The organism is Pseudomonas sp. NPDC089407 (genome assembly GCF_044900445.1).
Classification (GTDB): Bacteria; Pseudomonadota; Gammaproteobacteria; order Pseudomonadales; family Pseudomonadaceae; genus Aquipseudomonas.
This window is the reverse complement of record NZ_JBJDNB010000008.1, coordinates 20,263-42,813: the sequence shown is the minus strand read 5'-3', so window position 1 is coordinate 42,813 and position 22,551 is coordinate 20,263. Positions and strand designations below refer to the sequence as shown.

Sequence of the window (22,551 nt, the reverse complement as noted above, 5' to 3'; positions counted from 1 at the left end):
GGAGTTTCGTATGACCACCCTGACCCGTGCGGACTGGGAACAACGTGCCCAGCAACTGAAGATCGAAGGCCGTGCCTTCATCAACGGCGAATACACCGATGCCGCATCCGGTGAAACCTTCGAGTGCCTGAGCCCGGTCGACGGACGCTTCCTGGCCAAGGTTGCCAGCTGCGACCTGGCCGATGCCAACCGCGCTGTGGAAAACGCCCGTGCCACCTTCAACGCTGGCGTGTGGTCGCAACTGGCCCCGGCCAAGCGCAAGGCCAAGCTGATCCGCTTCGCCGACCTGCTGCGCAAGAACGTTGAAGAGCTGGCGCTGCTGGAAACCCTGGACATGGGCAAGCCGATCGGCGACTCCTCCAGCATCGACATCCCGGGCGCGGCCCAGGCCATTCACTGGACCGCTGAAGCCATCGACAAGGTCTACGACGAAGTCGCCCCGACCCCGCACGACCAGCTTGGCCTGGTTACCCGTGAGCCAGTGGGTGTGGTCGGCGCCATCGTACCGTGGAACTTCCCGCTGCTGATGGCTTGCTGGAAGCTCGGCCCGGCGCTGGCCACCGGTAACTCGGTAGTGCTCAAACCGTCCGAAAAATCGCCGCTGACCGCCATTCGCATCGCCCAACTGGCGATCGAAGCCGGCATCCCGGCTGGCGTGCTGAACGTGCTGCCAGGCTATGGCCATACCGTGGGCAAGGCCCTGGCCCTGCACATGGATGTCGACACCCTGGTGTTCACCGGTTCGACCAAGATCGCCAAGCAGCTGATGGTCTACGCTGGCGAATCGAACATGAAACGCATCTGGCTGGAAGCCGGTGGCAAAAGCCCGAACATCGTCTTCGCCGACGCCCCGGACCTGCAAGCTGCCGCTGAAGCGGCTGCCAGTGCCATCGCCTTCAACCAGGGCGAAGTGTGCACCGCCGGCTCGCGCCTGCTGGTCGAGCGCTCGATCAAGGACAAGTTCCTGCCTATGGTGGTCGAGGCCCTGAAAGGCTGGAAGCCAGGCAACCCACTGGACCCACAGACCACTGTCGGTGCCCTGGTCGACACCCAGCAGATGAACACCGTGCTGTCGTACATCGAAGCTGGCCACCAGGACGGCGCCAAGCTGCTGGCCGGTGGCAAGCGCACCCTGGAAGAGACGGGCGGCACCTATGTCGAGCCGACCATCTTTGACGGCGTGACCAACGCCATGCGCATTGCCCAGGAAGAAATCTTCGGCCCAGTGCTGTCGGTAATCGCCTTCGACACCGCCGAAGAGGCCGTGGCCATTGCCAACGACACGCCGTATGGCCTGGCGGCGGGTATCTGGACTTCGGACATTTCCAAGGCCCACAAGACCGCCCGTGCCGTGCGCGCTGGCAGCGTCTGGGTCAACCAGTACGACGGCGGCGACATGACCGCGCCGTTCGGTGGCTTCAAACAGTCGGGCAACGGCCGTGACAAGTCGCTGCATGCGCTGGAGAAGTACACCGAGCTGAAAGCGACCTGGATCAAGCTGTAATCCCAGGGGGCCGCTTCGCGGCCCGATCGCGACACAAGGCCGCTCCTACAGGGATTCGCGATTTCCTGTAGGAGCGGCCTTGTGTCGCGATCGGGCTGCAAAGCAGCCCCCAACAATTCAAGAGGTCAAGGATGCGTTGGGGTACCTACTTCGCCGTGCTGGCATCGGTGCTCAGTGTCGGCCTGGCGCTCGGCGTGAGCATGCCGCTGGTGTCCCTGCGCCTGGAGGCCTGGGGCTACGGCAGCTTTGCCATTGGCGTAATGGCGGCGATGCCGGCGCTGGGCGTTCTGGCCGGTGCCAGCCTGGCCAGCCGCCTGGCCGGTTGGGTCGGCGTGCCCTCGGCCATGCGCATCTGCCTGTGGGGCGGGGCGCTGTCGATTGGCCTGGTCGCACTGTTGCCCAGCTACCCCTTGTGGCTGCTGCTGCGGCTGATGATCGGCATGTCCCTGACCGTGGTGTTCATCCTCGGCGAAAGCTGGATCAACCAACTGGTGGTCGAGCAATGGCGCGGCCGCCTGGTGGCGCTGTATGGCAGCAGCTACGCCCTGAGCCAGTTGGCCGGGCCACTGGTGCTGGGCGTTCTTGGTTCCGATGACGACTTCGGCTTCTGGGCCGCGACCGGCCTGCTGTTGCTCGCACCGCTAGTACTGATGGGGCGTGGCGGGGCACCGAGCACCGAAGCCTGCAGCGTCACCTTCGGCGACCTGTTCGCCTTCTGCCGGCGCCTGCCGGTGATCGCCTGGGCCATTGCCCTGTTTGCCTCGTTCGAGGCGATGATCCTGACCTTGCTGCCGGTGTATTGCCTGCAGCAAGGCTTTACCACCGAAATCGCCCTGTTCATGGTCAGTACCGTGGTGGTCGGCGATGCGGTGCTGCAGCTGCCCATTGGTGCGCTGGCCGACCATATGTCGCGCCGTGTGTTGTTCACCGGTTGTGCGGTGACCTTGCTGGTGTCCAGCCTGGCGATTCCGCTACTGCTGCATACCCCGGCCGTGTGGCCGTTGTGGGTGCTGTTCGGGGCCAGCGCCGGGGGCTTGTTCACCTTGTCGCTGGTGTTGATCGGCGAGCGCTACCGCGATGATGAGCTGGTGCGGGCCAATGCCCATGTGGCGCAGCTGTGGGGCATTGGCTGCCTGCTTGGGCCATTGTTGGCGGGGGCGGGGAGCCAGTGGATCAGTGGGCATGCGTTGTTGTTGCTGATGGCGGTCGGGGCTGCCGGGTTGGTGGTGCTAACCCAGAGGCGCGGGGCTTTTGAGGCGGTGTCTGCCTGATCGATTTTGGGGCCGCTTTGCGGCCCATCGCAGGCAAGCCAGCTCCCACAGGGACTCCACAGGTCTCGAATGCTGTGCATTCATTTTGGGAGCCAGCTTCCAGGTTCCCCATAGGTCTTGAATGCTGTGCGGTCCTTGTGGGAGCTGGCTTGCCGGCGATGAGGCCGGTAGCTACAACATCTTCTCCAAACCAACCGCCTTGCTGATCCAGGCATTGAACCGCCGCCAGACCCCGCCCGGCTCAGCAGTCAGCATATGCCGCTGCCCATTGTCCTCGGTCGCCCACACCAGCCTGTCGCCCACCAGCTTCACCTGGTAGCTCAACGCCGGCGCCATACCCTGCTGGGTCAGCTCGCGGGTGTACTCAGCCAGCTCCGGGCTGTCCACCAGCACCCCGACCTCGGTGTTCCACAGCACTGAACGCGGGTCGAAGTTGAACGAGCCGATGAAGGTCTTGCGCCGGTCGAACACGATCGCCTTGGTGTGCAGGCTGGAATCCGAACTGCCACGGAAACTCAGGCGCCCTGCGCTGGGGTCGCCGGGCTGGCGGCGCAGCTCGTACAGTTGCACCCCGTGCTCAAGCAAGGCCCGGCGATAGGGGGCATAGCCGCCGTGCACTGCCGGTACATCGGTGGCTTCCAGCGAGTTGGTCAGCAGTTTCACCGAAACGCCAGCGTCGGCGCGGCCGGTCAGGTACAGCAACCCCGGTTCACCCGGCACAAAGTACGCCGATGTCAGCATCAGCTCGCAGTGCACGTTGGCCAGGTCTGGCGCCAGTTGCTGGCTCAGCAGCAATTGCGGGTCCGGCTCGTCGTCGGCCAGTACCTTGCTGGGTGCATCCCACAGCGCCTGGGCGTGTGCCCAGATCAGCTCGTTGCGCCACACGTCCAGGCGCGGCTGCGACTGGTAGGCCATCAGGCGGTCATACAGGGCCTTGCGCTGGGTTCTGGCTTCAGCCAGCGACACCTCCAGGCGGTGGCGGCTGGCGCGCAGGTCGTTAGCATCCGGGTCGCGCCAGAGGAAGTCGGTGATCGGCCGGCTCAGGGCGCTGTTCCAGTACTGGTCGAAGCTGTGCCCCAGCTGCTCGGCAATCGGGCCGACGCCCAGCAGGTCGATGTCGGTGAAGTTGAGGTTGGGCTCGGCATCGAAATACTCGTCACCCAGGTTGCGCCCGCCGACGATGGCCATGCTGTTGTCCACCAGGAACAGCTTGTTGTGCATGCGCCGGTGCTGGCGCGACAGGTTGAACAGCCGGCCGACAGCGCGCGTCACCCCGGTGCTGCGGCCCAGGTGCAGCGGGTTGAACACACGAATCTGGATGTTCGGGTGGGCATCGAGGGTGCCCATGATGGTATCCAGGCCATCGCTGGTGGTGTCGTCGAGCAGGATGCGCACGCGTACGCCACGGTCGGCGGCGCGCAGCAGTTCGTGCACCAGGGCGCGGGTGCTGAGGCCGTCGTGGACGATGTAGTACTGCAAGTCGATGCTGGCCTGGGCGTTGCGGATCAGCTCGGCACGGGCGCGAAAGGCCTCGTTGCTGTTAGGCAGCAGGCGAAAGCCCGAACGGCCGCCGTAGGGCGCGGCCTGGCGTTGCACCGAGCGGCCGAAGGCCGAGTCGTTGGCAGGCAGCGCCTGGCTGGTTTCGCGGGGCGTACTGACATTGGCGCAGCCGGCAAGGGCGAGCAGCAGCACCAGCAGCAGAGGCAAGGCTCGCTGGCGTCTCAAGGGTGGATCGTCCTGTGCAGCAAGGGCTATAGGGGGTTGGACCGTGGCGGGCGGCGCAAAGTTACGCGTCGGCGCTTTCTTCATCCAGTAGACGAAGGGCGGCTTCACCGACCTTGCGCACGGCAGCTTCGATCTGCGGCGTCGGTCGCGCGGCGAAGTTCATGCGCAGGCAATGACGGAACTTGCCCGAGGCAGAGAAGATGCTGCCTACGGCAACCTGTACGCCTTGCTCCAGTAAAGCGCGGTTCAGCCGCAGCGTGTCGAAATGTTCGGGTAATTCTACCCAGAGCATGAAGCCGCCTTGCGGCCGGCTGACCCGGGTGCCTGCCGGGAAGTAGCGGGTTACCCAGTCGCTCATCAGGTCGCGGCCACGCTGGTACTGGCTGCGCATGCGCCGCACGTGGGGCTGGTAGTGCCCGCCGGCGATGAAGTCGGCGATGGCCAGTTGTGGCTGGCAGGCCGTGCTGCCGGTGCTGATGTACTTCATGTGCAGTACCCGCTCCAGGTAGCGCCCGGGCGCCACCCAGCCTACCCGCAGGCCGGGGGCCAGCGTCTTGGAGAACGAACTGCAGAGCAGCACGCGGCCGTCGTCGTCGAACGACTTGAGGGTGCGCGGGCGCGGGTAGGTGTAGGCCAGGTCGCCGTACACATCGTCTTCCAGAATCGCCACGTCGTAGCGCTGGGCCAGGCTCAGCAGGGCCTTCTTGCGCGCCTCGGGCATGATGTAGCCGAGTGGGTTGTTGCAGCTGGGGGTGATCTGGATGAGCTTGATCGGCCACTGCTCCAGGGCCAGCTCCAGCGCCTCAAGGCTGATGCCGGTGACCGGGTCGGTGGGGATTTCCAGCGCCTTCATGCCTAGGCCCTTGAGGGTTTGCATGGCGCCGTGGAAGCTGGGCGAGTCGACCGCGACAATGTCGCCTGGCGCACAGACCGCGCGGATGCTGCATGACAGCGCTTCATGGCAGCCAGTGGTGATCACCAGATCGGCCGGGCCCAGGCGGCAGCCGGAATCGAGCATCAGCCGCGCCACCTGCTCGCGCAGGGCCAGGTTGCCGTGGATGTTGTCGTAGTACAGGCCAGGCATGTCCTGGCGCCGGCTCAACTGGGCGAGGCTACGTAGCAGCGGCTTGAGGGTAGGGCTATCGATGTCGGGCATGCCGCGGCCAAGCTGCACCACATCCTTGCGTGGGGTGCTGCGCACCAGCTCCAGCACCTGCTCCCACTGCGAGATGTCCACCGGCCGCTGGGCCGGGCGACTGACGGCGGGTAGCGCAGGCAGTTGGCGGTGGTCGCTGACGAAGTAACCGGACTTGGGCCGTGGCGAGACCATGCCGCTGTCTTCGAGCATGCGGTAGGCCTGCTGCACGGTGCTCAGGCTGACCCCGTGCTCCACACTCAGGGCGCGTACCGACGGCAGGCGCTGACCGGGGCGGTACAAGCCCTGTTCAATGCGGGCGCCGAGCAGTTCGGCGAGGTTCAGGTAGAGCGTCACGGCATACTCCTGCGCTGCCTGGGTGCAGCGACCGGTACAGTTTGGGTGAAAATACAGCATTCAGTCGGGCTACGGCCAATTCTGTATGGGAATAATAAGGCCGTATTGGATCTGTATTGGCGCTGCTGCCGACGCGCATGCTTTCCCTACGGTATCAACGGAACGGGAGGGTGCGGTGATGGGTGGCATGAGCGATGTGCGCTTGCAACTGTTGGCCAGGGAACTGGAAGCCGGGCAGCAGGCCAAGGTGTTCAACGCGCCGCAAGGGCTTGGGCGTTGGGGGCTGATGCTGCACCGCTGGCATACCCGCAGGGCACTGCTGCAGTTGACTGACGATGAGCTGCGCGATGTCGGGCTGAGCTGGGAGCAGGCGCGGATCGAGGGCAGCAAACCCTTCTGGAAAGACTAATCAGGCAAGTGCTGCGCGGTCTATGTAGGAGCGGCCTTGTGTCGCGAAAGGGCCGCAAAGCGGCCCCGGCGATTCCTGCGGCGAAGCTGAAACCCTGGGGGCGCTTCGCACCCCTTTCGCGACGCAAGGCCGCTCCTACACTGACCGCGTTGCTTTCAGACCAGCTCTTTGAGCCTGTGCCACAGCATCCCCAATGCCAGCAGCGGCGAGCGCAAATGCTGGCCGCCGGGGAAGGTGATGTGCGGCACCTTGGCGAACAGATCGAAACGCCCGCCCTCCTGGCCGCTGATGGCCTCGCCCAGCAAGCGCGCAGCCAGGTGGGTGGCGTTGAGCCCGTGGCCCGAATAGGCCTGGGCGTAATACACATTCGGCTGGTCGGCCAGGCGGCCAACCTGTGGCAGGCGGTTGGCGCCGATGCCGATCATGCCGCCCCACTGGTAGTCGATGCGTACATCGGCCAGCTCCGGGAACACCTTGAGCATCTTCGGCTGCATGTAGGCGGCGATGTCTTTCGGGTCGCGGCCCGAATAATGGCAGGCACCGCCGAACAGCAGGCGGTTGTCGGCAGACAGGCGGTAGTAGTCCAGTGCCACGCGCTGGTCGCATACCGCCATGTTCTGCGGCAGCAACCTGCGGGCGCGCGCCTCACCCAGCGGTTCAGTGGCGATAATGTAGCTGCCGGCTGGCAGCACCTTGCCGCCCAGTTCGCGGTTGAGGTTGTTGTGGTAGGCGTTGCAGCACAGTACCAGGGTCTTGGCGCGTACCCGGCCCTGGGCAGTATGCACCTGCACCTCGGGGCCATAGTCGATACGGGAAACCTCGGACTGCTCGAACAGCTTGACGCCCAGGCGCGCGGCCACGGCCGCTTCACCCAAGGCCAGGTTGAGCGGGTGCAGGTGCCCCGAGCCCATGTCGACCAGCCCGCCCACATAGCAGTCGGCGCCGACCACGCTGTGGATATCGTCCTTGCCGACCAGGCGCAACTCGTGCTGGTAGCCCAGGCTGCGCAGTGCTTCGGCGTCTTCGGCAAAGCCCAGCAGCTCGGCGGGTTTGTTGGCCAGGTCGCAATAGCCCCAGGTCAGGTCGCAAGCGATGGCGTGCTTTTCGACCCGCTCGCGCACGATTTGTACGGCCTCCAGGCCCATCAGCTTCAGGCTGCGCACGCCGTCCTCGCCGATCACCGGCAGGAATTGTTCCAGGCCATGGCCCACCCCGCGAATCAATTGCCCGCCATTGCGCCCGCTGGCGCCCCAGCCGAGCTTGCGCGCTTCCAGCAGGATCACCGAGAAGCCACGTTCGGCCAGCTCGATGGCGGTGTTCAGGCCTGAGTAGCCTCCGCCGACGATGCACACGTCGGCGCTGTGTTCACCTTGCAGGAAAGAATGATCGGGGTGTGGCGCGCTGCTGGCGGCGTAATAGGAGGCGGCGTGCTGCGCGCTGTGGATCATGGGCTCGGTCCTGAGGCTGGTGGGCTAGGGGAGGGAGGATAAGCCGGGGCTCTGGGGTGGGCAACCGCCTGGCCTGGTTAACTCGGTCACCTGTAGGAGCGGCCTTGCGTCGCGATAGGGCCGCGTAGCGGCCCCGGCAATAACTGGGGCGAAGCTGAAAATTTGGGGGCGCTACGCACCCCTTTCGCGACACAAGGCCGCTCCTACAAAGAGCGTGTAAGCCTATAATTCGGGCTGGTTTCCAAATTTGTATTCAGCCATGTCCTGCAACCGCCACAAAATTCACTTCCTGCGCGAACTCATCCCTTCCTTCGAGTGCGAGCCTGGCTGCCACGACTGCTGCGGCCCGGTCACCACTTCGGCGGAAGAAATGGCCCGCCTGCCGCGCAAGTCCCAGGCCGAGCAGGACGCCGCCCTGGAGCGCCTGGACTGCGTGCACCTGGGCCCCAATGGCTGCACGGTGTATGAAGAGCGGCCAATGATCTGCCGCCTGTTCGGCACCACCCCGCAGTTGGCATGCCCGCGTGGCCGTGGCCCTGAACCGATGATCGATCCCGCTGCCGAGCAGCTGGTGCACCAGTTCATTGCCACCACCCGCCAGGTACTGGTCTAGCCTCAGTCCGGGATCGGCAGGCAGAGGCTCTCCTTTACCTCCTCCATCACGATGTAGCTCTTCGACTCGCGCACATGCGGCAGCTTCAGCAGGATGTCGCCCAGTAGCTTGCGGTACGAGGCCATTTCCGAAATGCGTGCTTTCACCAGGTAGTCGAAGTCCCCGGAAACCAGGTGGCACTCCAGCACGTGCGGCAGCTTCAGCACCGCGCGGCGGAACTCCTCGAAGGTGTCGCCCGACTTGTAGTCCAGGCTGATTTCCACGAACACCAGCAGGCTGCCCTTGAGGTGCTGCGGGTTCAGGCGGGCGTTGTAGCCCATGATGATGCCCTCGCGCTCCAGGCGGCGAACCCGCTCGGTGCAAGGGGTGGTGGACAGCCCAACTTTCTCGCCCAGTTCGGTGAAGGAAATACGCCCGTCATTCTGCAGGATACGCAGGATATTGCGGTCGATCTTGTCCAGTTCACGCTTGCTCTGGTGCTGGGTTCTCATAGGGGATGCCCCTCCGTGAAAGGCGATTTTGCCGAGAATTCTCGCCAATAATAGGCTTTTATATAGTGAATTGCACTGGTCTCGAATTCCTATACTGCGCCCATTCATGCCATTTCAATAAAAGTCTGCGGCGTGCCGCGTGTGAGGGATATAACGATGCGAGTTCTGGTACTTGGTAGCGGCGTAATCGGAACCGCCAGTGCCTATTACCTGGCCCGGCAAGGCTTCGAAGTCACGGTGGTCGACCGCCAGCCGGCAGTGGCCATGGAAACCAGCTTTGCCAACGCCGGCCAGATCTCGCCCGGCTATGCCTCGCCCTGGGCCGCCCCAGGTGTGCCGCTCAAGGCCGTGAAGTGGCTGCTGGAGCGCCACGCCCCCCTCGCCATCAAGCTCACCGGCGACGTCGACCAGTACCTGTGGATGGCGCAGATGCTGCGCAACTGCACCGCCAGCCGTTATGCGGTGAACAAGGAGCGCATGGTGCGCCTGTCCGAGTACAGCCGTGACTGCCTTGACGAGCTGCGCGCCGAAACCGGCATCAACTACGAAAACCGCAGCCTGGGCACCACCCAGCTGTTCCGCACCCAGGCCCAGGTTGATGCGGCGGCCAAGGACATTGCCGTGCTCGAACAGTCCGGCGTGCCTTACGAGCTGCTCGACCGCGACGGCATTGCCCGCGTCGAACCGGCCCTGGCCGGCGTGAAAGACATCCTGGCCGGCGCCCTGCGCCTGCCCAATGACCAGACTGGCGACTGCCAGCTGTTCACCACCAAGCTGGCCGACATGGCGCTGAAGCTGGGTGTGGAATTCCGCTTCGGCCAGGACATCCAGCGCCTGGACTTTGCCGGCGACCGCATCAATGGCGTGTGGATCGACGGCAAGCTGGAAACCGCCGACCGCTACGTGCTGGCGCTGGGCAGCTACTCGCCGCAGATGCTCAAGCCGCTGGGCATCAAGGCCCCGGTATATCCGTTGAAAGGCTACTCGCTGACCGTGCCGATCACCAACGGCGACATGGCCCCGACCTCGACCATTCTCGACGAGACCTACAAAGTCGCGATCACCCGTTTCGACAACCGCATCCGTGTTGGCGGCATGGCGGAAATCGCCGGTTTTGACCTGTCGCTGAACCCACGTCGGCGCGAAACGCTGGAGATGATCGTCAACGACCTTTATCCTCAGGGCGGTGACCTGAGCCAGGCCAGCTTCTGGACCGGCCTGCGCCCGGCGACCCCGGACGGTACCCCGATTGTCGGTGCCACGGCGTTCCGCAACCTGTTCCTGAACACCGGCCACGGTACCTTGGGCTGGACCATGGCGTGCGGCTCCGGTCGCCTGCTGGCCGACCTGATTGCGCGCAAGAAGCCGCAAATCAGCGCCGAAGGCCTGGACATTTCCCGTTATGGCAACAGCCCGGAAGTGGCCAAGCACGGGCAGACTGCGCCGGCGCACCAGCAGTAAGTTTGCCTGTACCGGCCTCATCGCCGGCAAGCCAGCTCCCACAGGATCTCCACAGTCTTCAGGCCCTGCGAGAACCTGTGGGAGCTGGCTTGCCGGCGATGAAACCAACACCGATTTCAACCCGAACCACCATAAGGCAGCCGCCATGCGTCCCGCCCGCGCCCTGATCGACCTCCAGGCCCTGCGCCACAACTACCGTCTGGCCCGTGAACTGACCGGTGCCAAAGCCCTTGCCGTGATCAAGGCTGATGCCTACGGCCACGGCGCCGTACGCTGTGCCCTGGCCCTGGAAAACGAAGCCGACGGCTTTGCCGTGGCCTGCATCGAAGAGGCGCTGGAGCTGCGCGCCGCCGGTATCAAGGCCCCAGTGCTGCTGCTGGAGGGCTTCTTTGAAGCCAGCGAACTGGCACTGATCGCCGAGCATGACCTGTGGTGCGTGGTGCACTCGCTGTGGCAGCTGGAAGCCATCGAGAAGACCCAGGTACACAAGCCGCTCACCGTGTGGCTGAAGCTCGACAGCGGCATGCACCGCGTCGGCCTGCACCCCAAGGATTACCACGACGCCTATCAGCGCCTGCTGGCCACCGGCAAAGTTTCGCGCATCGTGCTGATGAGCCACTTCGCCCGCGCCGACGAGCTGGACGCCGACGCCACCGCGCAGCAGATCGCCGTGTTCGAAGCCGCCCGCCAGGGCCTGGCCGCCGAGTGCAGCCTGCGCAACTCGCCTGGCGTACTGGGCTGGCCACAGGCGCCCAGCGACTGGGTACGCCCGGGCCTGATGCTATACGGCGCCACGCCGTTCGAGGTGGCACAGGCCGAGGCCGCGCGTCTGCAACCGGTGATGACGCTGCAATCGCGCGTCATCAGCGTGCGCGAGCTGCCTGCCGGCGAGCCGGTGGGCTACGGCGCCAAGTTCGTCAGCCCACGGCCAACCCGCGTTGGCGTGGTCGCCATGGGCTACGCCGATGGCTACCCGCGCCAGGCGCCTAACGGCACCCCGGTGCTGGTGGCCGGCAAGCGCACCCAGCTGATCGGCCGGGTGTCGATGGATATGCTGTGCATCGACCTGACCGAGGTGCCGCAAGCCTCCGTCGGCAGCCCGGTCGAGCTGTGGGGCAAGCAGGTGCTGGCCAGCGAAGTGGCCGCACATGCCGGCACCATTCCGTACCAGATCTTCTGCAACCTGAAGCGGGTACCACGGGACTACATCGGCGAATGACACGCTGAAGCGGACAGGTTGAGGGGCGGTGTGTTGTAAATACTGAACGGCATTGCCATGATATCGTTCACATCCACCCCCCTTTCCACCGTTTCAGGAGGCTCCAGCTTTGGACGTCGGCGAACGACTGCAAGCCATCCGCAAGCTCAAGGGCCTGTCCCAGCGCGAACTCGCCAAGCGAGCCGGGGTGACCAACAGCACCATCTCGATGATCGAGAAAAACAGCGTTAGCCCCTCCATCAGCTCGCTGCGCAAGGTGCTGAGCGGTATTCCTATGTCCATGGTCGAGTTCTTTTCGGTCGAGCTGGAAGCAGAAGGCCCGGCGCAGATCGTCTACAAGGCCCACGAGCTGATCGATATCTCGGACGGTGCAGTGACCATGAAGCTGGTCGGCAAGTCGCACCCCAACCGTGCCATCGCCTTTCTCACCGAGGTGTACCCGCCAGGTGCCGACACCGGTGCCGAAATGCTCACCCACGACGGCGAAGAAACCGGCATCCTGCTGGAAGGGCGTTTGGAGTTGGTGGTCGGCAACGAGATCTTCATCCTCGAAGAAGGCGACAGCTACTACTTCGAAAGCACTCGCCCGCACCGTTTTCGCAACCCGTTCGACCAGCCTGCGCGGCTGATCAGCGCGGCAACACCTTCAAACTTTTGATCCAGCGCAGTGCATTGATTCGGCAATACCCCTTTCCTGTGTAGGGTCGTTTCACGGCCTCTGGGTTCCCGCTATACTTTTCAACGCTCGCCGTTCCGTGGCCGCGAGCGTGATTAGCCACCATGAGGGTGTTCGCGTGAACCAAATCAAGAAGATGCTGGCCGTACCAGCAGCCGTATTCGCCCTCTGGGCAATGAGCGCAACCGCTGCGACCAATGACGACATCGCCAAACGCCTGGAGCCGGTTGGCCAGGTGTGCGTCCAGGGCCAGGAATGCAAAGGCATGGAAGTGGCTGTAAGTGCCGGTGGTGGGGGCGCGAAAACGCCGGACGAGATCATCGCCAAGCACTGCAACGCCTGCCATGGCAGCGGCCTGCTCGGTGCGCCGAAAGTTGGCGATACCGCGGCGTGGAAAGAACGCGCCGACCACCAGGGCGGCCTGGACGGCATCCTGGCCAAGGCCATTACCGGCATCAACGCCATGCCGCCGAAAGGCACCTGCGCGGACTGCTCGGATGACGACCTGAAAGGGGCGATCAAGAAGATGTCCGGGCTGTGAGCAGCAGCTGAAATTGCATGAGGCCCGCCTTTGATGGCGGGCTTTGTTTTTGTGGGGCCAGTGCCGGCCCTTTCGCGGCTAGAGCCGCTCCTACAAAGATCCAGGCACCACACGGATTGTTGTAGGAGCGGGTTTACCCGCGAAGAGGCCCGCCCAGGCAACCAACCTGCTTGAACCCATGTCCAACCCCTGAACCCATGGATGTCTCAGGAGGCCCCGATGCACCTCTGTTCCATCGACCAGGCTGTCGAGCAAGCCCTGGCGCGCCTGCCAGCCCACATTCACATGGGCCTGCCGCTGGGCCTGGGCAAGCCCAACGCCTTCGTCAACGCGCTTTACGCCCGTGTCCGCGAGCTGCCCGAACGGCAGCTGACTATCTACACGGCCCTGTCCCTCGGCCGCCCGCCACTGGGTGATGGTTTGCAACGGCGCTTTCTCGAACCCTTTGTCGAACGCGTCTTCGCCGACTACGAAGAACTCGCCTACCTCGCCGACCTGCGCAATGACACGTTGCCACCCAACATTCGCGTCGAGCAGTTTTTCATGCAGCCGGGCAGCCTGCTGCACAGCGAATCGGCTCAGCAGGATTACGTCAGCAGCAACTACAGCCACGCCGCACGTGATATCAACGCCAAGGGCCTGAACCTGGTCGCTCAGCTGGTGGCCGCCACTCCGGAAAGGCCGGTCCACCTGAGCCTGGCCTGCAACCCCGATATCACCCTCGACCTGTTGCCGATGATCGCCAAGCGCCGCGCTGCTGGCGAAACGATCCTCATGCTCGGCCAGGTGCATGCCGAGCTGCCCTACATGCCGGGCGATGCCGAGCTGCCTATCGACGCCTTCGACCTGTTGCTCGATGAAGCCGAGCAGCGCCGGCTGTTCTCCACGCCGAACATGCCGGTCGGCATCCAGGACCACTGCATCGGCCTGCACGCCAGCAGCCTGGTGCGTGACGGCGGTACCCTGCAGATCGGCATTGGTGCCATGGGCGATGCGGTGACCGCGGCATTGCTGGCGCGCCAGGGTGATAACGCCGGCTACCGTGCAGTGCTCGACGCGCTGGATGTCGGCCCGTGGCAGGCGCTGATCGCGCGGGAAGGGGGGCTGGATACCTTCGCCCAGGGCCTGTACGGCTGCAGCGAGATGTTCGTCAACGGCCTGCTGGTGCTGGCCGAGGCAGGCCTGTTGCGACGCCCGGCGGATGAGCACGGTGCGTTATTGCACGGTGGCTTCTTCCTTGGCCCGCAGGCGTTCTATCAGCGCTTGCGCGAGATGCCGCTGGAGCAGCGTGCGCAGTTCGTCATGACCCGTATCAGCTTCATCAACGAACTGTATGGGGAGGAGGAACTCAAGCGCCGCCAGCGCCGCGATGCACGCTTTATCAACACCGCGTTCGGCATGACCCTGCTTGGCGCCGGGGTGGCCGACCAGCTGGAAGACGGCCGGGTGCTCAGTGGCGTGGGCGGGCAGTACAACTTCGTTGCCCAAGGCCATGCGCTGGAGGGCGGGCGCTCGATCCTGCTGTTGCGCAGCTGGCGCGAGGCGGGCGGGGAGGTGACGTCGAACATTTTCTGGGCTTATGGCCACTGCACCATCCCCCGGCACCTGCGCGATATCGTAGTGACCGAATACGGCATTGCCGACCTGCGTGGGCAGACCGACAGCGACGTGATTGCGCGGTTGCTGGCGGTGTGTGATTCGCGGTTCCAGCAGGGGCTGATCGAACAGGCCAAGCGCGCCGGTAAGCTGGCCAGGGATTTTCAGCTGGATACACGCTTTGCCGACAACACGCCGCAGCGGCTGGAGGCTGTCAGGGCGGGGCATGCGCGGTTGTTCCCGGAGTATCCGCTGGGCACGGACTTTACGGCTGAAGAGCGGGATTTGTTGAGGGCGCTGAACTGGTTGAAGAGCAAGTTCAAGCTGAGCGAGGTATTGGAGCTGGGCAAGGCCGCGCTGGATGCGCCGGAGCCGGAGGGGTATGAGCGGCATCTGGGGCGGATGGGGCTGGAGCAGCCGCAGGGGCTGAAGGAAGAGCTGTATCAGCGGTTGTTGCTGGCAGGATTGGCGGCGACCTGAAAGACTGCCGGGGCTGCTTTGCAGCCCTTTCGCGACACAAGGCCGCTCCTACAGGGATCGCGTTTTCCTGTAGGAGCGGCCTTGTGTCGCGATGGGCCGCAAAGCGGCCCCAATGGGCATCACTCGATGAAGCTGACCACACCACCTTCCAGCGACTTCACCCGGGCCAGCGACTCAACGCGGTAGCCCTGGCTGTCCAGCTCGGCACGGCCGCCCTGGAACGACTTCTCGATAACAATGCCCAGGCCAGCCACGGTGGCGCCGGCTTGCTTGATGATCGAAATCAGCGCCTGCGAGGCCTTGCCGTTGGCCAGGAAGTCGTCGATCACCAGCACGCGGTCGCTGCTGTTGAGGTGGCGCGGCGAGATGGCCACGGTGTTCTCGGTCTGCTTGGTGAAGGAGTACACCGTCGCAGTCAGCAGGTTCTCGGTCAGGGTCAGCGACTGGTGCTTGCGCGCGAAGATCACCGGCACGCCAAGCTTCAGGCCAGTCATCACCGCCGGGGCAATACCCGAGGCTTCAATCGTAACGATCTTGGTCACGCCGGCATCGGCGAACAGGCGGGCGAACTCGTCACCGATCAGCTGCATCAGCGCCGGGTCGATCTGGTGGTTGAGAAACGCGTCGACTTTGAGAACCTGGTCGGAAAGCACGATGCCTTCTTCGCGAATCTTCTGATGCAGTGCTTCCACTGTAGTTTCCTCGATGTAACAAAGGTTGCCGCTAGCTAGCGGCAAAGTTTAAGAATAAGGGTTGATCAGCGTTTGAGCATTGCCCGGATATCGGCCAGGGCGTTGTTGCCGCGTGCGGCCTTCACCTCGACCGGCGCATCGTCCAGGCCCTCCCAGGCCAGGTCGTCCGGTGGCAGTTCGTCGAGGAACCGGCTAGGCGTGCAGTCGATGATTTCACCGTACTGCTTGCGCTTGGCAGCGAAGGTGAACGCCAGGGTCTGGCGCGCGCGGGTGATGCCCACGTAGGCCAGGCGGCGTTCCTCTTCGATGGTGTCGGCCTCGATGCTGGAGCGGTGCGGGAGGATTTCCTCTTCCATGCCCATGATGAACACGTAAGGGAATTCCAGGCCCTTGGAGGCGTGCAGGGTCATCATCTGCACACCTTCGGCATTCTCTTCTTCTTCCTGCTGGCGCTCGAGCATGTCGCGCAGCACCAGCTTGCCGATGGCGTCCTCGATGGTCATCTCACCCTCTTCATCCTTCTCGAGGGTGTTCTTCAGCGCTTCGACCAGGAACCAGACGTTGCTGATGCGGAACTCAGCCGCCTTGTCGCTGGCGGTCTGCTGGCGGATCCAGTTCTCGTAGTCGATGTCACGGATCATCTCTTGCAGCGCGGCAATCGGGTCTTCCAGGGCAACCTTGTGGCGCACCCCGTCCAGCCAGTGCTTGAAGCGCTGCAAGCGCTCGGTGTAGCGCGCGTCCAGGTGCTCGCCCAAGCCCAGCTCTTCGCTGGCGGCGTACATCGAAATGCCGCGCTCGGTGGAGTAGTTACCGAGCTTTTCCAGGGTGGTGGAGCCGATTTCGCGGCGCGGCACGTTGATCACCCGCAGGTAGGCGTTGTCATCGTCCGGGTTCACCAGCAAGCGCAGGTAGGCCATCAGGTCCTTGACCTCCTGGCGGCCGAAGAAGCTGTTGCCGCCCGACAGGCGATACGGCACCTGGTGGTGCTGCAGCTTCAGTTCGATCAGCTTGGCCTGGTAGTTACCGCGGTAGAGGATGGCGAAGTCGCTGTACGGGCGGTTGGTGCGCAGGTGCAAGGTGAGGATTTCCATGGCCACGCGTTCGGCCTCGGCTTCCTCGTTCTTGCAGCGGATTACGCGGATCTCGTCGCCCACGCCCATCTCGCTCCACAGCTGCTTTTCGAACGCATGCGGGTTGTTGGCGATCAGCACGTTGGCGCAGCGCAGGATGCGGCTGGTGGAGCGGTAGTTCTGCTCCAGCATGACGATCTTCAGGGAGGGGTAGTCCTCCTTGAGCAGCATCAGGTTCTCGGGGCGGGCACCGCGCCAGGCGTAGATCGACTGGTCGTCGTCGCCTACCACGGTGAACTGGTTGCGCATGCCGATCAGCATCTTCACCAGCAGGTACTGGCTGGCGTTGGTGTCCTGGTATTCGTCCACCAGCAGGTAACGCACGCGGTTCTGCCAGCGCTCCAGCACCTCGGGGTGCTCCTGGAACAGCTTGACCGGCTGCAGGATCAGGTCGTCGAAGTCCACCGCGTTGAACGCCTTGAGCGTGCGCTGGTAGTGGGTGTAGACGATGGCCGCGGTCTGCTCGCGCGGGTTGCGTGCCTTTTCCAGGGCCTCGGGCGGCAGGATCAGGTCGTTTTTCCAGGCACCGATCATGTTCTTGATCTCGTCGATGCCGTCGTCGCCGGAGTATTCCTTCTGCATGATGTCCGACAGCAACGCCTTGATGTCGGACTCATCGAAGATCGAGAAGCCCGGCTTGTAGCCCAGGCGCTCGTGTTCCTTGCGGATGATGTTCAGGCCCAGGTTGTGGAACGTGCACACCGTCAGGCCGCGGCCCTCCCCCGGGCGCAACAAGGTGGCGACCCGCTCCTTCATCTCGCGTGCGGCCTTGTTGGTAAAGGTCATCGCCACGATGTACTGGGCACGGATGCCGCAGTTCTGGATCAGGTGGGCAATCTTGCGCGTGATCACGCTGGTCTTGCCCGAGCCTGCACCGGCGAGCACCAAAAGAGGGCCGCCGACGTAGTCACGGGCTTCCTGCTGCCGGGGATTGAGTCGGGACATGCTAGAAACCGGGGGTCGCCAGAAAATAGCCGCGCATTCTAACAGGCATGGGGCGGTTGTGGCGCGACCGTCTGACGTCTGAGTCAGACTTTTGTGCAGGCTCGGTGTATTAGCCAGCCTAATGCCATGTACTGGAAAAATCGTATTTGCCGGCGGGTCTGGTTTCGCGCAGGATGCACGACAAAATGCGTCGGGGCGCTGCACTGCGCCTGCATGTGTAAAAGTGAAAATCATTTTCATTAATGCAGTAGCATACCCGACCTCTCCCGTTGCACCGTGAAGCCCTAAGGAGCCCGCTTGTCCACGCCTGTCGAACCTTTGCGTTTGCTGCTGTTGGCCGATGAGCCGGAATGGATCGTGCTGCTACGCGAATGCGTGCAGGCACTGGGCGGCAGCGCAGTGCTGTTGACCGCGCCGAACTGGGAGGCGGTAGACAGCCTGTTCAGCCAGGACCGCCAGGCGGTGATCCTGGCAACCGCGGCATTGCAGCCGGCGCCCGGGCGTTGCGAGCTGCCGACCATGCTGCTGCTGGACCACGAGCCAGAGACGGCGCCCAGCGGCGTCAGCGACTGGCTGGTACGTGACCAGCTCAACGCCGACACCCTGCGCCGCTCGTTGCGCCATGTGCGTGAACGCGGCGTGCTGGTCGCCACCTTGCAGCGCCTGGCCGAACAAGACCCGCTGACCGGCATCGCCAACCGCCAGGGCTTTCAGGCCTTGCTTACCGCACGCCTGGCCGAGAACGAAGGCCGTGGTGTTGCCCTTGGCCACCTGGACCTGGACAACTTCCGCCACGTCAACGACGCGCTTGGCCACCAGAGTGGCGACCGCCTGATCCTGCAGGTGGTGGCACGCCTGAAGCACCAGCTGGAAGCGGGCGACCAGCTGGCGCGCCTGGGCAGCGACGAGTTCGCCCTGCTGATCGACACCCGCCGCGATGCCAACCGCGCCGAGTGGATTGCCGAGCGCATTGTCGAGGCGCTGGCCGAACCCTACTGGATCGATGGTGAAAGCCTGCTGTTGGGCTGCAGCCTGGGCCTGGCTCACGCCCGTGCCCACAGCGGCGCCGACCCACTGATGTGGCACGCGCACATTGCCATGCGCCAGGCCAAGGGCAGCCAGGGCTGCACCTTTCATGTGTTCAACGAGCGCATCAACCGCAACGCCCGCAGCCTCGCCGACCTGGAAAGCGAACTGCGCCGCGCCCTGCGCCGTGACGAGCTGGAGCTGCACTACCAGCCACGGCTGAACCTGGCGGACGGGCGCATCGTCGGCCTCGAGGCGCTGGTGCGCTGGCGGCATGCCGAACGTGGCCTGCTGCCGCCTAGCGAGTTCGTGCCGCTGGCCGAGCAGAGCGGCCTGATCGTGCCGTTGGGCTACTGGGTGATTTCCCGTGCCCTGCGGGACATGCAGGCGCTGTGCGAGCGTGGCCTGGAGCCGCTGCACATGGCGGTCAACCTGAGCTTTCGCCAGTTCCAGGACAGCCAGTTGCTGGCCACCTTGAGCCGGCTGATCCTTGAGCACGGCGTGGATGCCCGCTGGCTCGAGTTCGAACTCACCGAAACGGCCGTAATGCGCCGCAACGAGCTGGTGCGCCAGACCATGGACGCGCTGGGCCGGCTGGGCGTGCGCTTCTCACTGGATGACTTTGGCACTGGCTTTTCTTCGTTCGTGCACCTCAACAGCTTGCCGATCACCTTGCTCAAGGTCGACCGCAGCTTTGTTGCCGAAATGGAAATGCGCGAAGAAAACCGCAAGCTGGTGCACGCCATGATCAACCTGGCGCACAACCTCAACCTCGAGGTGGTGGCCGAAGGGGTTGAGAGTGAAGAGCAACTGGAACTGCTGCGCGGGTTTGGTTGCGACCAGGTGCAGGGGTTTCTGGTCAGCAAGCCGTTGCCGGTGGGGGAGTTGATGGCGTTTTTGCTGAATTGCAGCGCGCCGAAGCTGGTTAGCCTGTGACATCGTAGGGGAGGGCTTCGCCCTCCATCGCGACACAAGGCCGCTCCCACATTGATCGACGTATGCAGGCCGCTGTGGGAGCGGCCTTGTGCCGCGAATGGGCTGCAAAGCAGCCCCCGACAATTACACAGACACCGCAGACCTGTCAGGTAAACCCGCTTTCCTCAGCAACCGCTTCATCCGCCACTCAAAACCAAAGGTCAGTGCCACCGCCGCACACGCCAGCCCCAGCGCCAACCCCCACCAGATCCCGACCGCTCCACCGCCCAGGTTGAACGCGAACAGCCAGGCACTCGGTGCCCCCACCAGCCAGTAGCAGCACAGCCCGATCAGGAAGGTGGTCTTGGCATCCTTCAGCCCGCGAATAGAGCCCATGGCAATGGTCTGCATGCCATCGAACAACTCGAACCAGGCCGCCACCATCAGCAATTGCACCGCCAGTTGGTAGATGGCTGCAAAGCCTGGGTCGTTACGGTCGATAAACAGGCTCACCAGTGCTTCCGGCAACAGCAAGAACAGCGCCGCAAAGGCAAACATGATCGTCGCCCCAAAGCCGATACCCACCCGCCCGGCGCTGCGCGCTGCCAGCAGGTTGCCGGCGCCGTAATACAGCCCCACGCGCATGGTGACCGCATACGACAGGCCCGTCGGCACCATGAACGCCGTGGACACGATCTGCAGGGCAATCTGGTGCGCCGCCAGCTCGGTACTGCCGAGCACGCCCATGCACAGCGCGGCAAAGGCGAACAGGCCCACTTCGACCATGTAGGTGCCGCCAATCGGCAAGCCCAGCCGCCACAGTTCGCGCAGGGCCGGCAGCGACGGGCGCGACAGGCCCTTGCGCAGCGGGTAGGCGACATAGGCCGGGTGCCAGCGGATGTACAGCGCCAGGGCAATGGCCATGCCCATCGACACCACGGCAGTGACCAGGCCAATGCCCATCAGGCCCAGCTTGGGCAAGCCGAACATGCCCTCGATCAGCGCCACGTTGAGCAGGTAGTTGAGCACCGTGCCGACCACGCTGATCACCATGACCGGGGTCGAGCGGCCAAGGGCACTGGTAAAACCACGCAAGGCCATGAAGGTCAGGTAGCTGGGCAACGCCAATGGCAGCAGGGTAAGAAACTCAGCGGCCGAGGCAACGTTCTCCGGTTTCTGGCCAAACATCAGCAAGACAGGCTCAAGGTTCCACAGCACCAGCGCGGCGAACAGCGCCAGGCCCCAGGCCAGCCACAGGCCGCTCTGGGCCAGGCGCGTGGCGCCTTCGATGTCGTTGGCGCCCTTGCGGATTGCCACCAGGGTGCCGACTGCGGCGATCACGCCCAGGCAGAAGATCGACACGAACGAGTAGCTGGCTGCCCCCAGGCCGCCACCGGCCAGGGCTTGCGGGCTGATGCGGGCCATCATCAGGGTGTCGGTCAGCACCATCAGCATGTGCGCCAACTGCGAGGCAATCAGCGGCCCGGCCAGGCGCAGCAAAGCCTTGAGTTCAGTGGTGGGCGCGACGTGCATGGGCGGTCCTTCTTCCTGAGGTGATGAACGAAGGGCGATTCTGAGGCTTCGGTCAGCTTTGCACAAAAGGATAAAAGCGATAGTTGGCATGAGTTGAACTCATGTATATAGGCTCTTTGGTGATTCGCCTTTCACGCCCATATTGCAGGTGCCTCATGCCACGCCAGCTACCGCCGCTGTATGCCTTGCGCGCATTCGAAGCGGCTGCACGACTCAGCTCCTTCACCCGTGCCGGCGAAGAGCTGTCGATCACCCAAAGCGCCGTCAGCCGGCATATCCGCACCCTGGAAGAGCACTTCGCCTGCCGCTTGTTCGTGCGCAGCGGGCGCAGCCTGCAGCTGACCGAAGCGGGGCGGGTGTTGCTGCCGGGGGTGCGTGAGGGCTTCGCCGCGTTCGCGCGGGCGTGTGAGACCTTGTGCGGCGAAGATGACATCCTGCGCATGAAGGCACCTTCGACGCTGACGATGCGCTGGTTGCTGGCGTGCCTGAGCCGCTTTCGCCACCTGCAGCCGGGCAACGAGGTGCAGCTGACCAGCGCCTGGATGGACGTCGACCATGTGGACTTCAACCAGGAACCGTTCGACTGTGCGGTGTTGCTCAGCGATGGGGTGTTCCCGGCAGACTGGGAGGTGCGCAAGCTGTTTCCGGAGCTGCTGATCCCGGTCGGCGCGCCGGACCTGCTCGACGAACAACCCTGGGATGTTTGCCGGTTGGCCGGCATCGAGCTGCTGCACCCCACGGTGGACAAGCGCGACTGGCGCGAATGGCTGGAGCGCATGGGCCTCGACGACAAGGTGTCGCTCAAGGGCGGGCAGGTGTTCGACACCCTGGAGCTGGGCATGATTGCGGCGGCGCGTGGTTACGGGATTTCCATGGGTGATTTGCTGATGGTGGCCGAAGATGTGGCGCAGAAGCGCCTGAGCCTGCCCTGGCCGACGGCAGTGCCAAGCGGCATGGATTACTACCTGGTGTGGCCGCGTACCCGGCGTGGCGGGGAGCGGTTGCGGCGGTTGAGTGCGTTTCTTGAGCAGGAGGTGGCGGCGATGGATCTGCCCGATGTGGAAATCCTGGCGACTCTTTGATGGCCTGAAATGGCCTCTTCGCGGGCTCACCCGCTTCCACAGGTACGGCGCATGGCTTGAGATCAGTGCAATCGGTGTGGGAGCTGGCTTGCCTGCGATGGGCTGCGCAGCAGCCCCAGTAGCCTTAACTGACTGGCATTAAAGCAAGCCCGCGAAAGGGCCCTAACAGGCGATAGAAAACGTTTGCGTATACCCCGGCCCGGCACTCAAGTATTCGCCCGCGGCGCCGATCAATTGGCACCAGCGTCCCGAAAGAGGGCGCGCTTCCCGTCAAAAATAATCGGGTGGTCAGCGTGATCAGG

The 22,551-nt window shown here is 64.1% G+C and carries 18 protein-coding genes; 11 read left to right on the top strand and 7 right to left on the bottom strand.

What is annotated here, in order from left to right:
- Nucleotides 1–10: 10 nt before the first annotated feature.
- Both ACI2KG_RS08380 and ACI2KG_RS08375 read left to right on the top strand, forming a co-directional pair.
- On the top strand, nucleotides 11–1,504 hold the full coding sequence (locus ACI2KG_RS08380; RefSeq protein ID WP_404661554.1) for an aldehyde dehydrogenase: 1,494 nt from the start codon (nucleotides 11–13) through the stop codon (nucleotides 1,502–1,504).
- Nucleotides 1,505–1,635: 131 nt separating this feature from the next.
- A complete protein-coding gene (locus ACI2KG_RS08375) occupies nucleotides 1,636–2,775 on the top strand; it encodes an MFS transporter (protein ID WP_404661553.1) in 1,140 nt (379 codons plus the stop codon).
- 171 nt (nucleotides 2,776–2,946) lie between these two features.
- Here ACI2KG_RS08375 and ACI2KG_RS08370 read toward each other — a convergent pair whose 3' ends face one another.
- On the bottom strand, nucleotides 2,947–4,500 hold the full coding sequence (locus ACI2KG_RS08370; protein ID WP_404661552.1) for a phospholipase D family protein: 1,554 nt from the start codon (nucleotides 4,498–4,500) through the stop codon (nucleotides 2,947–2,949).
- A gap of 61 nt (nucleotides 4,501–4,561) precedes the next feature.
- Nucleotides 4,562–5,992, bottom strand: coding sequence for a PLP-dependent aminotransferase family protein (locus tag ACI2KG_RS08365; protein ID WP_400612824.1), 1,431 nt, complete (start codon nucleotides 5,990–5,992; stop codon nucleotides 4,562–4,564).
- A 178-nt stretch (nucleotides 5,993–6,170) separates the two neighbouring features.
- Here ACI2KG_RS08365 and ACI2KG_RS08360 point away from each other — a divergent pair, with 178 nt between their 5' ends.
- Nucleotides 6,171–6,401, top strand: coding sequence for a DUF1127 domain-containing protein (locus ACI2KG_RS08360; RefSeq protein ID WP_400612822.1), 231 nt, complete (start codon nucleotides 6,171–6,173; stop codon nucleotides 6,399–6,401).
- A 155-nt stretch (nucleotides 6,402–6,556) separates the two neighbouring features.
- On the opposite strand, the gene ACI2KG_RS08355 is transcribed toward ACI2KG_RS08360, so the two are convergent.
- Nucleotides 6,557–7,849 carry an NAD(P)/FAD-dependent oxidoreductase gene (locus tag ACI2KG_RS08355; protein WP_404661551.1) on the bottom strand — a complete coding sequence of 431 codons (1,293 nt, stop codon included), beginning with the start codon at nucleotides 7,847–7,849 and terminating at the stop codon, nucleotides 6,557–6,559.
- A gap of 259 nt (nucleotides 7,850–8,108) precedes the next feature.
- Here ACI2KG_RS08355 and ACI2KG_RS08350 point away from each other — a divergent pair, with 259 nt between their 5' ends.
- Nucleotides 8,109–8,462 (top strand): YkgJ family cysteine cluster protein, encoded by a 354-nt coding sequence (locus tag ACI2KG_RS08350; RefSeq protein WP_404661550.1) that lies wholly within the window; start codon nucleotides 8,109–8,111, stop codon nucleotides 8,460–8,462.
- A 2-nt stretch (nucleotides 8,463–8,464) separates the two neighbouring features.
- Here the strand turns inward: ACI2KG_RS08350 and dadR are convergent, their stop codons facing one another.
- Nucleotides 8,465–8,953: a transcriptional regulator DadR gene (gene dadR / locus ACI2KG_RS08345; RefSeq protein WP_003258963.1), complete on the bottom strand. Its 489-nt coding sequence runs from the start codon at nucleotides 8,951–8,953 to the stop codon at nucleotides 8,465–8,467.
- Nucleotides 8,954–9,109: 156 nt separating this feature from the next.
- Here dadR and dadA point away from each other — a divergent pair, with 156 nt between their 5' ends.
- From dadA to ACI2KG_RS08320, 5 genes are all read left to right on the top strand, one after another.
- Nucleotides 9,110–10,414, top strand: coding sequence for a D-amino acid dehydrogenase (gene dadA, locus ACI2KG_RS08340; RefSeq protein WP_201199421.1), 1,305 nt, complete (start codon nucleotides 9,110–9,112; stop codon nucleotides 10,412–10,414).
- 145 nt (nucleotides 10,415–10,559) lie between these two features.
- Entirely contained in the window at nucleotides 10,560–11,633 is a 1,074-nt protein-coding gene (alr, locus tag ACI2KG_RS08335) for an alanine racemase (RefSeq protein ID WP_404661549.1), read from the top strand.
- A gap of 109 nt (nucleotides 11,634–11,742) precedes the next feature.
- Nucleotides 11,743–12,291, top strand: a complete 549-nt coding sequence (locus ACI2KG_RS08330; RefSeq protein WP_400612808.1) for a cupin domain-containing protein — start codon at nucleotides 11,743–11,745, stop codon at nucleotides 12,289–12,291.
- A gap of 154 nt (nucleotides 12,292–12,445) precedes the next feature.
- Nucleotides 12,446–12,850, top strand: a complete 405-nt coding sequence (locus ACI2KG_RS08325; protein ID WP_404661634.1) for a c-type cytochrome — start codon at nucleotides 12,446–12,448, stop codon at nucleotides 12,848–12,850.
- Between the two features lie 219 nt (nucleotides 12,851–13,069).
- Nucleotides 13,070–14,926 carry an acetyl-CoA hydrolase/transferase C-terminal domain-containing protein gene (locus tag ACI2KG_RS08320; RefSeq protein WP_404661547.1) on the top strand — a complete coding sequence of 619 codons (1,857 nt, stop codon included), beginning with the start codon at nucleotides 13,070–13,072 and terminating at the stop codon, nucleotides 14,924–14,926.
- A 119-nt stretch (nucleotides 14,927–15,045) separates the two neighbouring features.
- Here the strand turns inward: ACI2KG_RS08320 and ACI2KG_RS08315 are convergent, their stop codons facing one another.
- Complete coding sequence (locus ACI2KG_RS08315; RefSeq protein WP_400612804.1) at nucleotides 15,046–15,618, bottom strand: xanthine phosphoribosyltransferase; 573 nt, start codon at nucleotides 15,616–15,618, stop codon at nucleotides 15,046–15,048.
- Nucleotides 15,619–15,683: 65 nt separating this feature from the next.
- Nucleotides 15,684–17,693, bottom strand: coding sequence for a DNA helicase Rep (rep, locus tag ACI2KG_RS08310; protein WP_400612801.1), 2,010 nt, complete (start codon nucleotides 17,691–17,693; stop codon nucleotides 15,684–15,686).
- Nucleotides 17,694–17,990: 297 nt separating this feature from the next.
- On the opposite strand from rep, the gene ACI2KG_RS08305 reads away from it, so the two are divergent.
- On the top strand, nucleotides 17,991–19,655 hold the full coding sequence (locus tag ACI2KG_RS08305) for a putative bifunctional diguanylate cyclase/phosphodiesterase (protein WP_404661546.1): 1,665 nt from the start codon (nucleotides 17,991–17,993) through the stop codon (nucleotides 19,653–19,655).
- A gap of 123 nt (nucleotides 19,656–19,778) precedes the next feature.
- Here ACI2KG_RS08305 and ACI2KG_RS08300 read toward each other — a convergent pair whose 3' ends face one another.
- Nucleotides 19,779–21,167, bottom strand: coding sequence for a NorM family multidrug efflux MATE transporter (locus ACI2KG_RS08300; protein ID WP_404661545.1), 1,389 nt, complete (start codon nucleotides 21,165–21,167; stop codon nucleotides 19,779–19,781).
- Between the two features lie 155 nt (nucleotides 21,168–21,322).
- On the opposite strand from ACI2KG_RS08300, the gene ACI2KG_RS08295 reads away from it, so the two are divergent.
- Nucleotides 21,323–22,249, top strand: coding sequence for a LysR substrate-binding domain-containing protein (locus ACI2KG_RS08295; RefSeq protein ID WP_404661543.1), 927 nt, complete (start codon nucleotides 21,323–21,325; stop codon nucleotides 22,247–22,249).
- Nucleotides 22,250–22,551 lie beyond the last annotated feature (302 nt).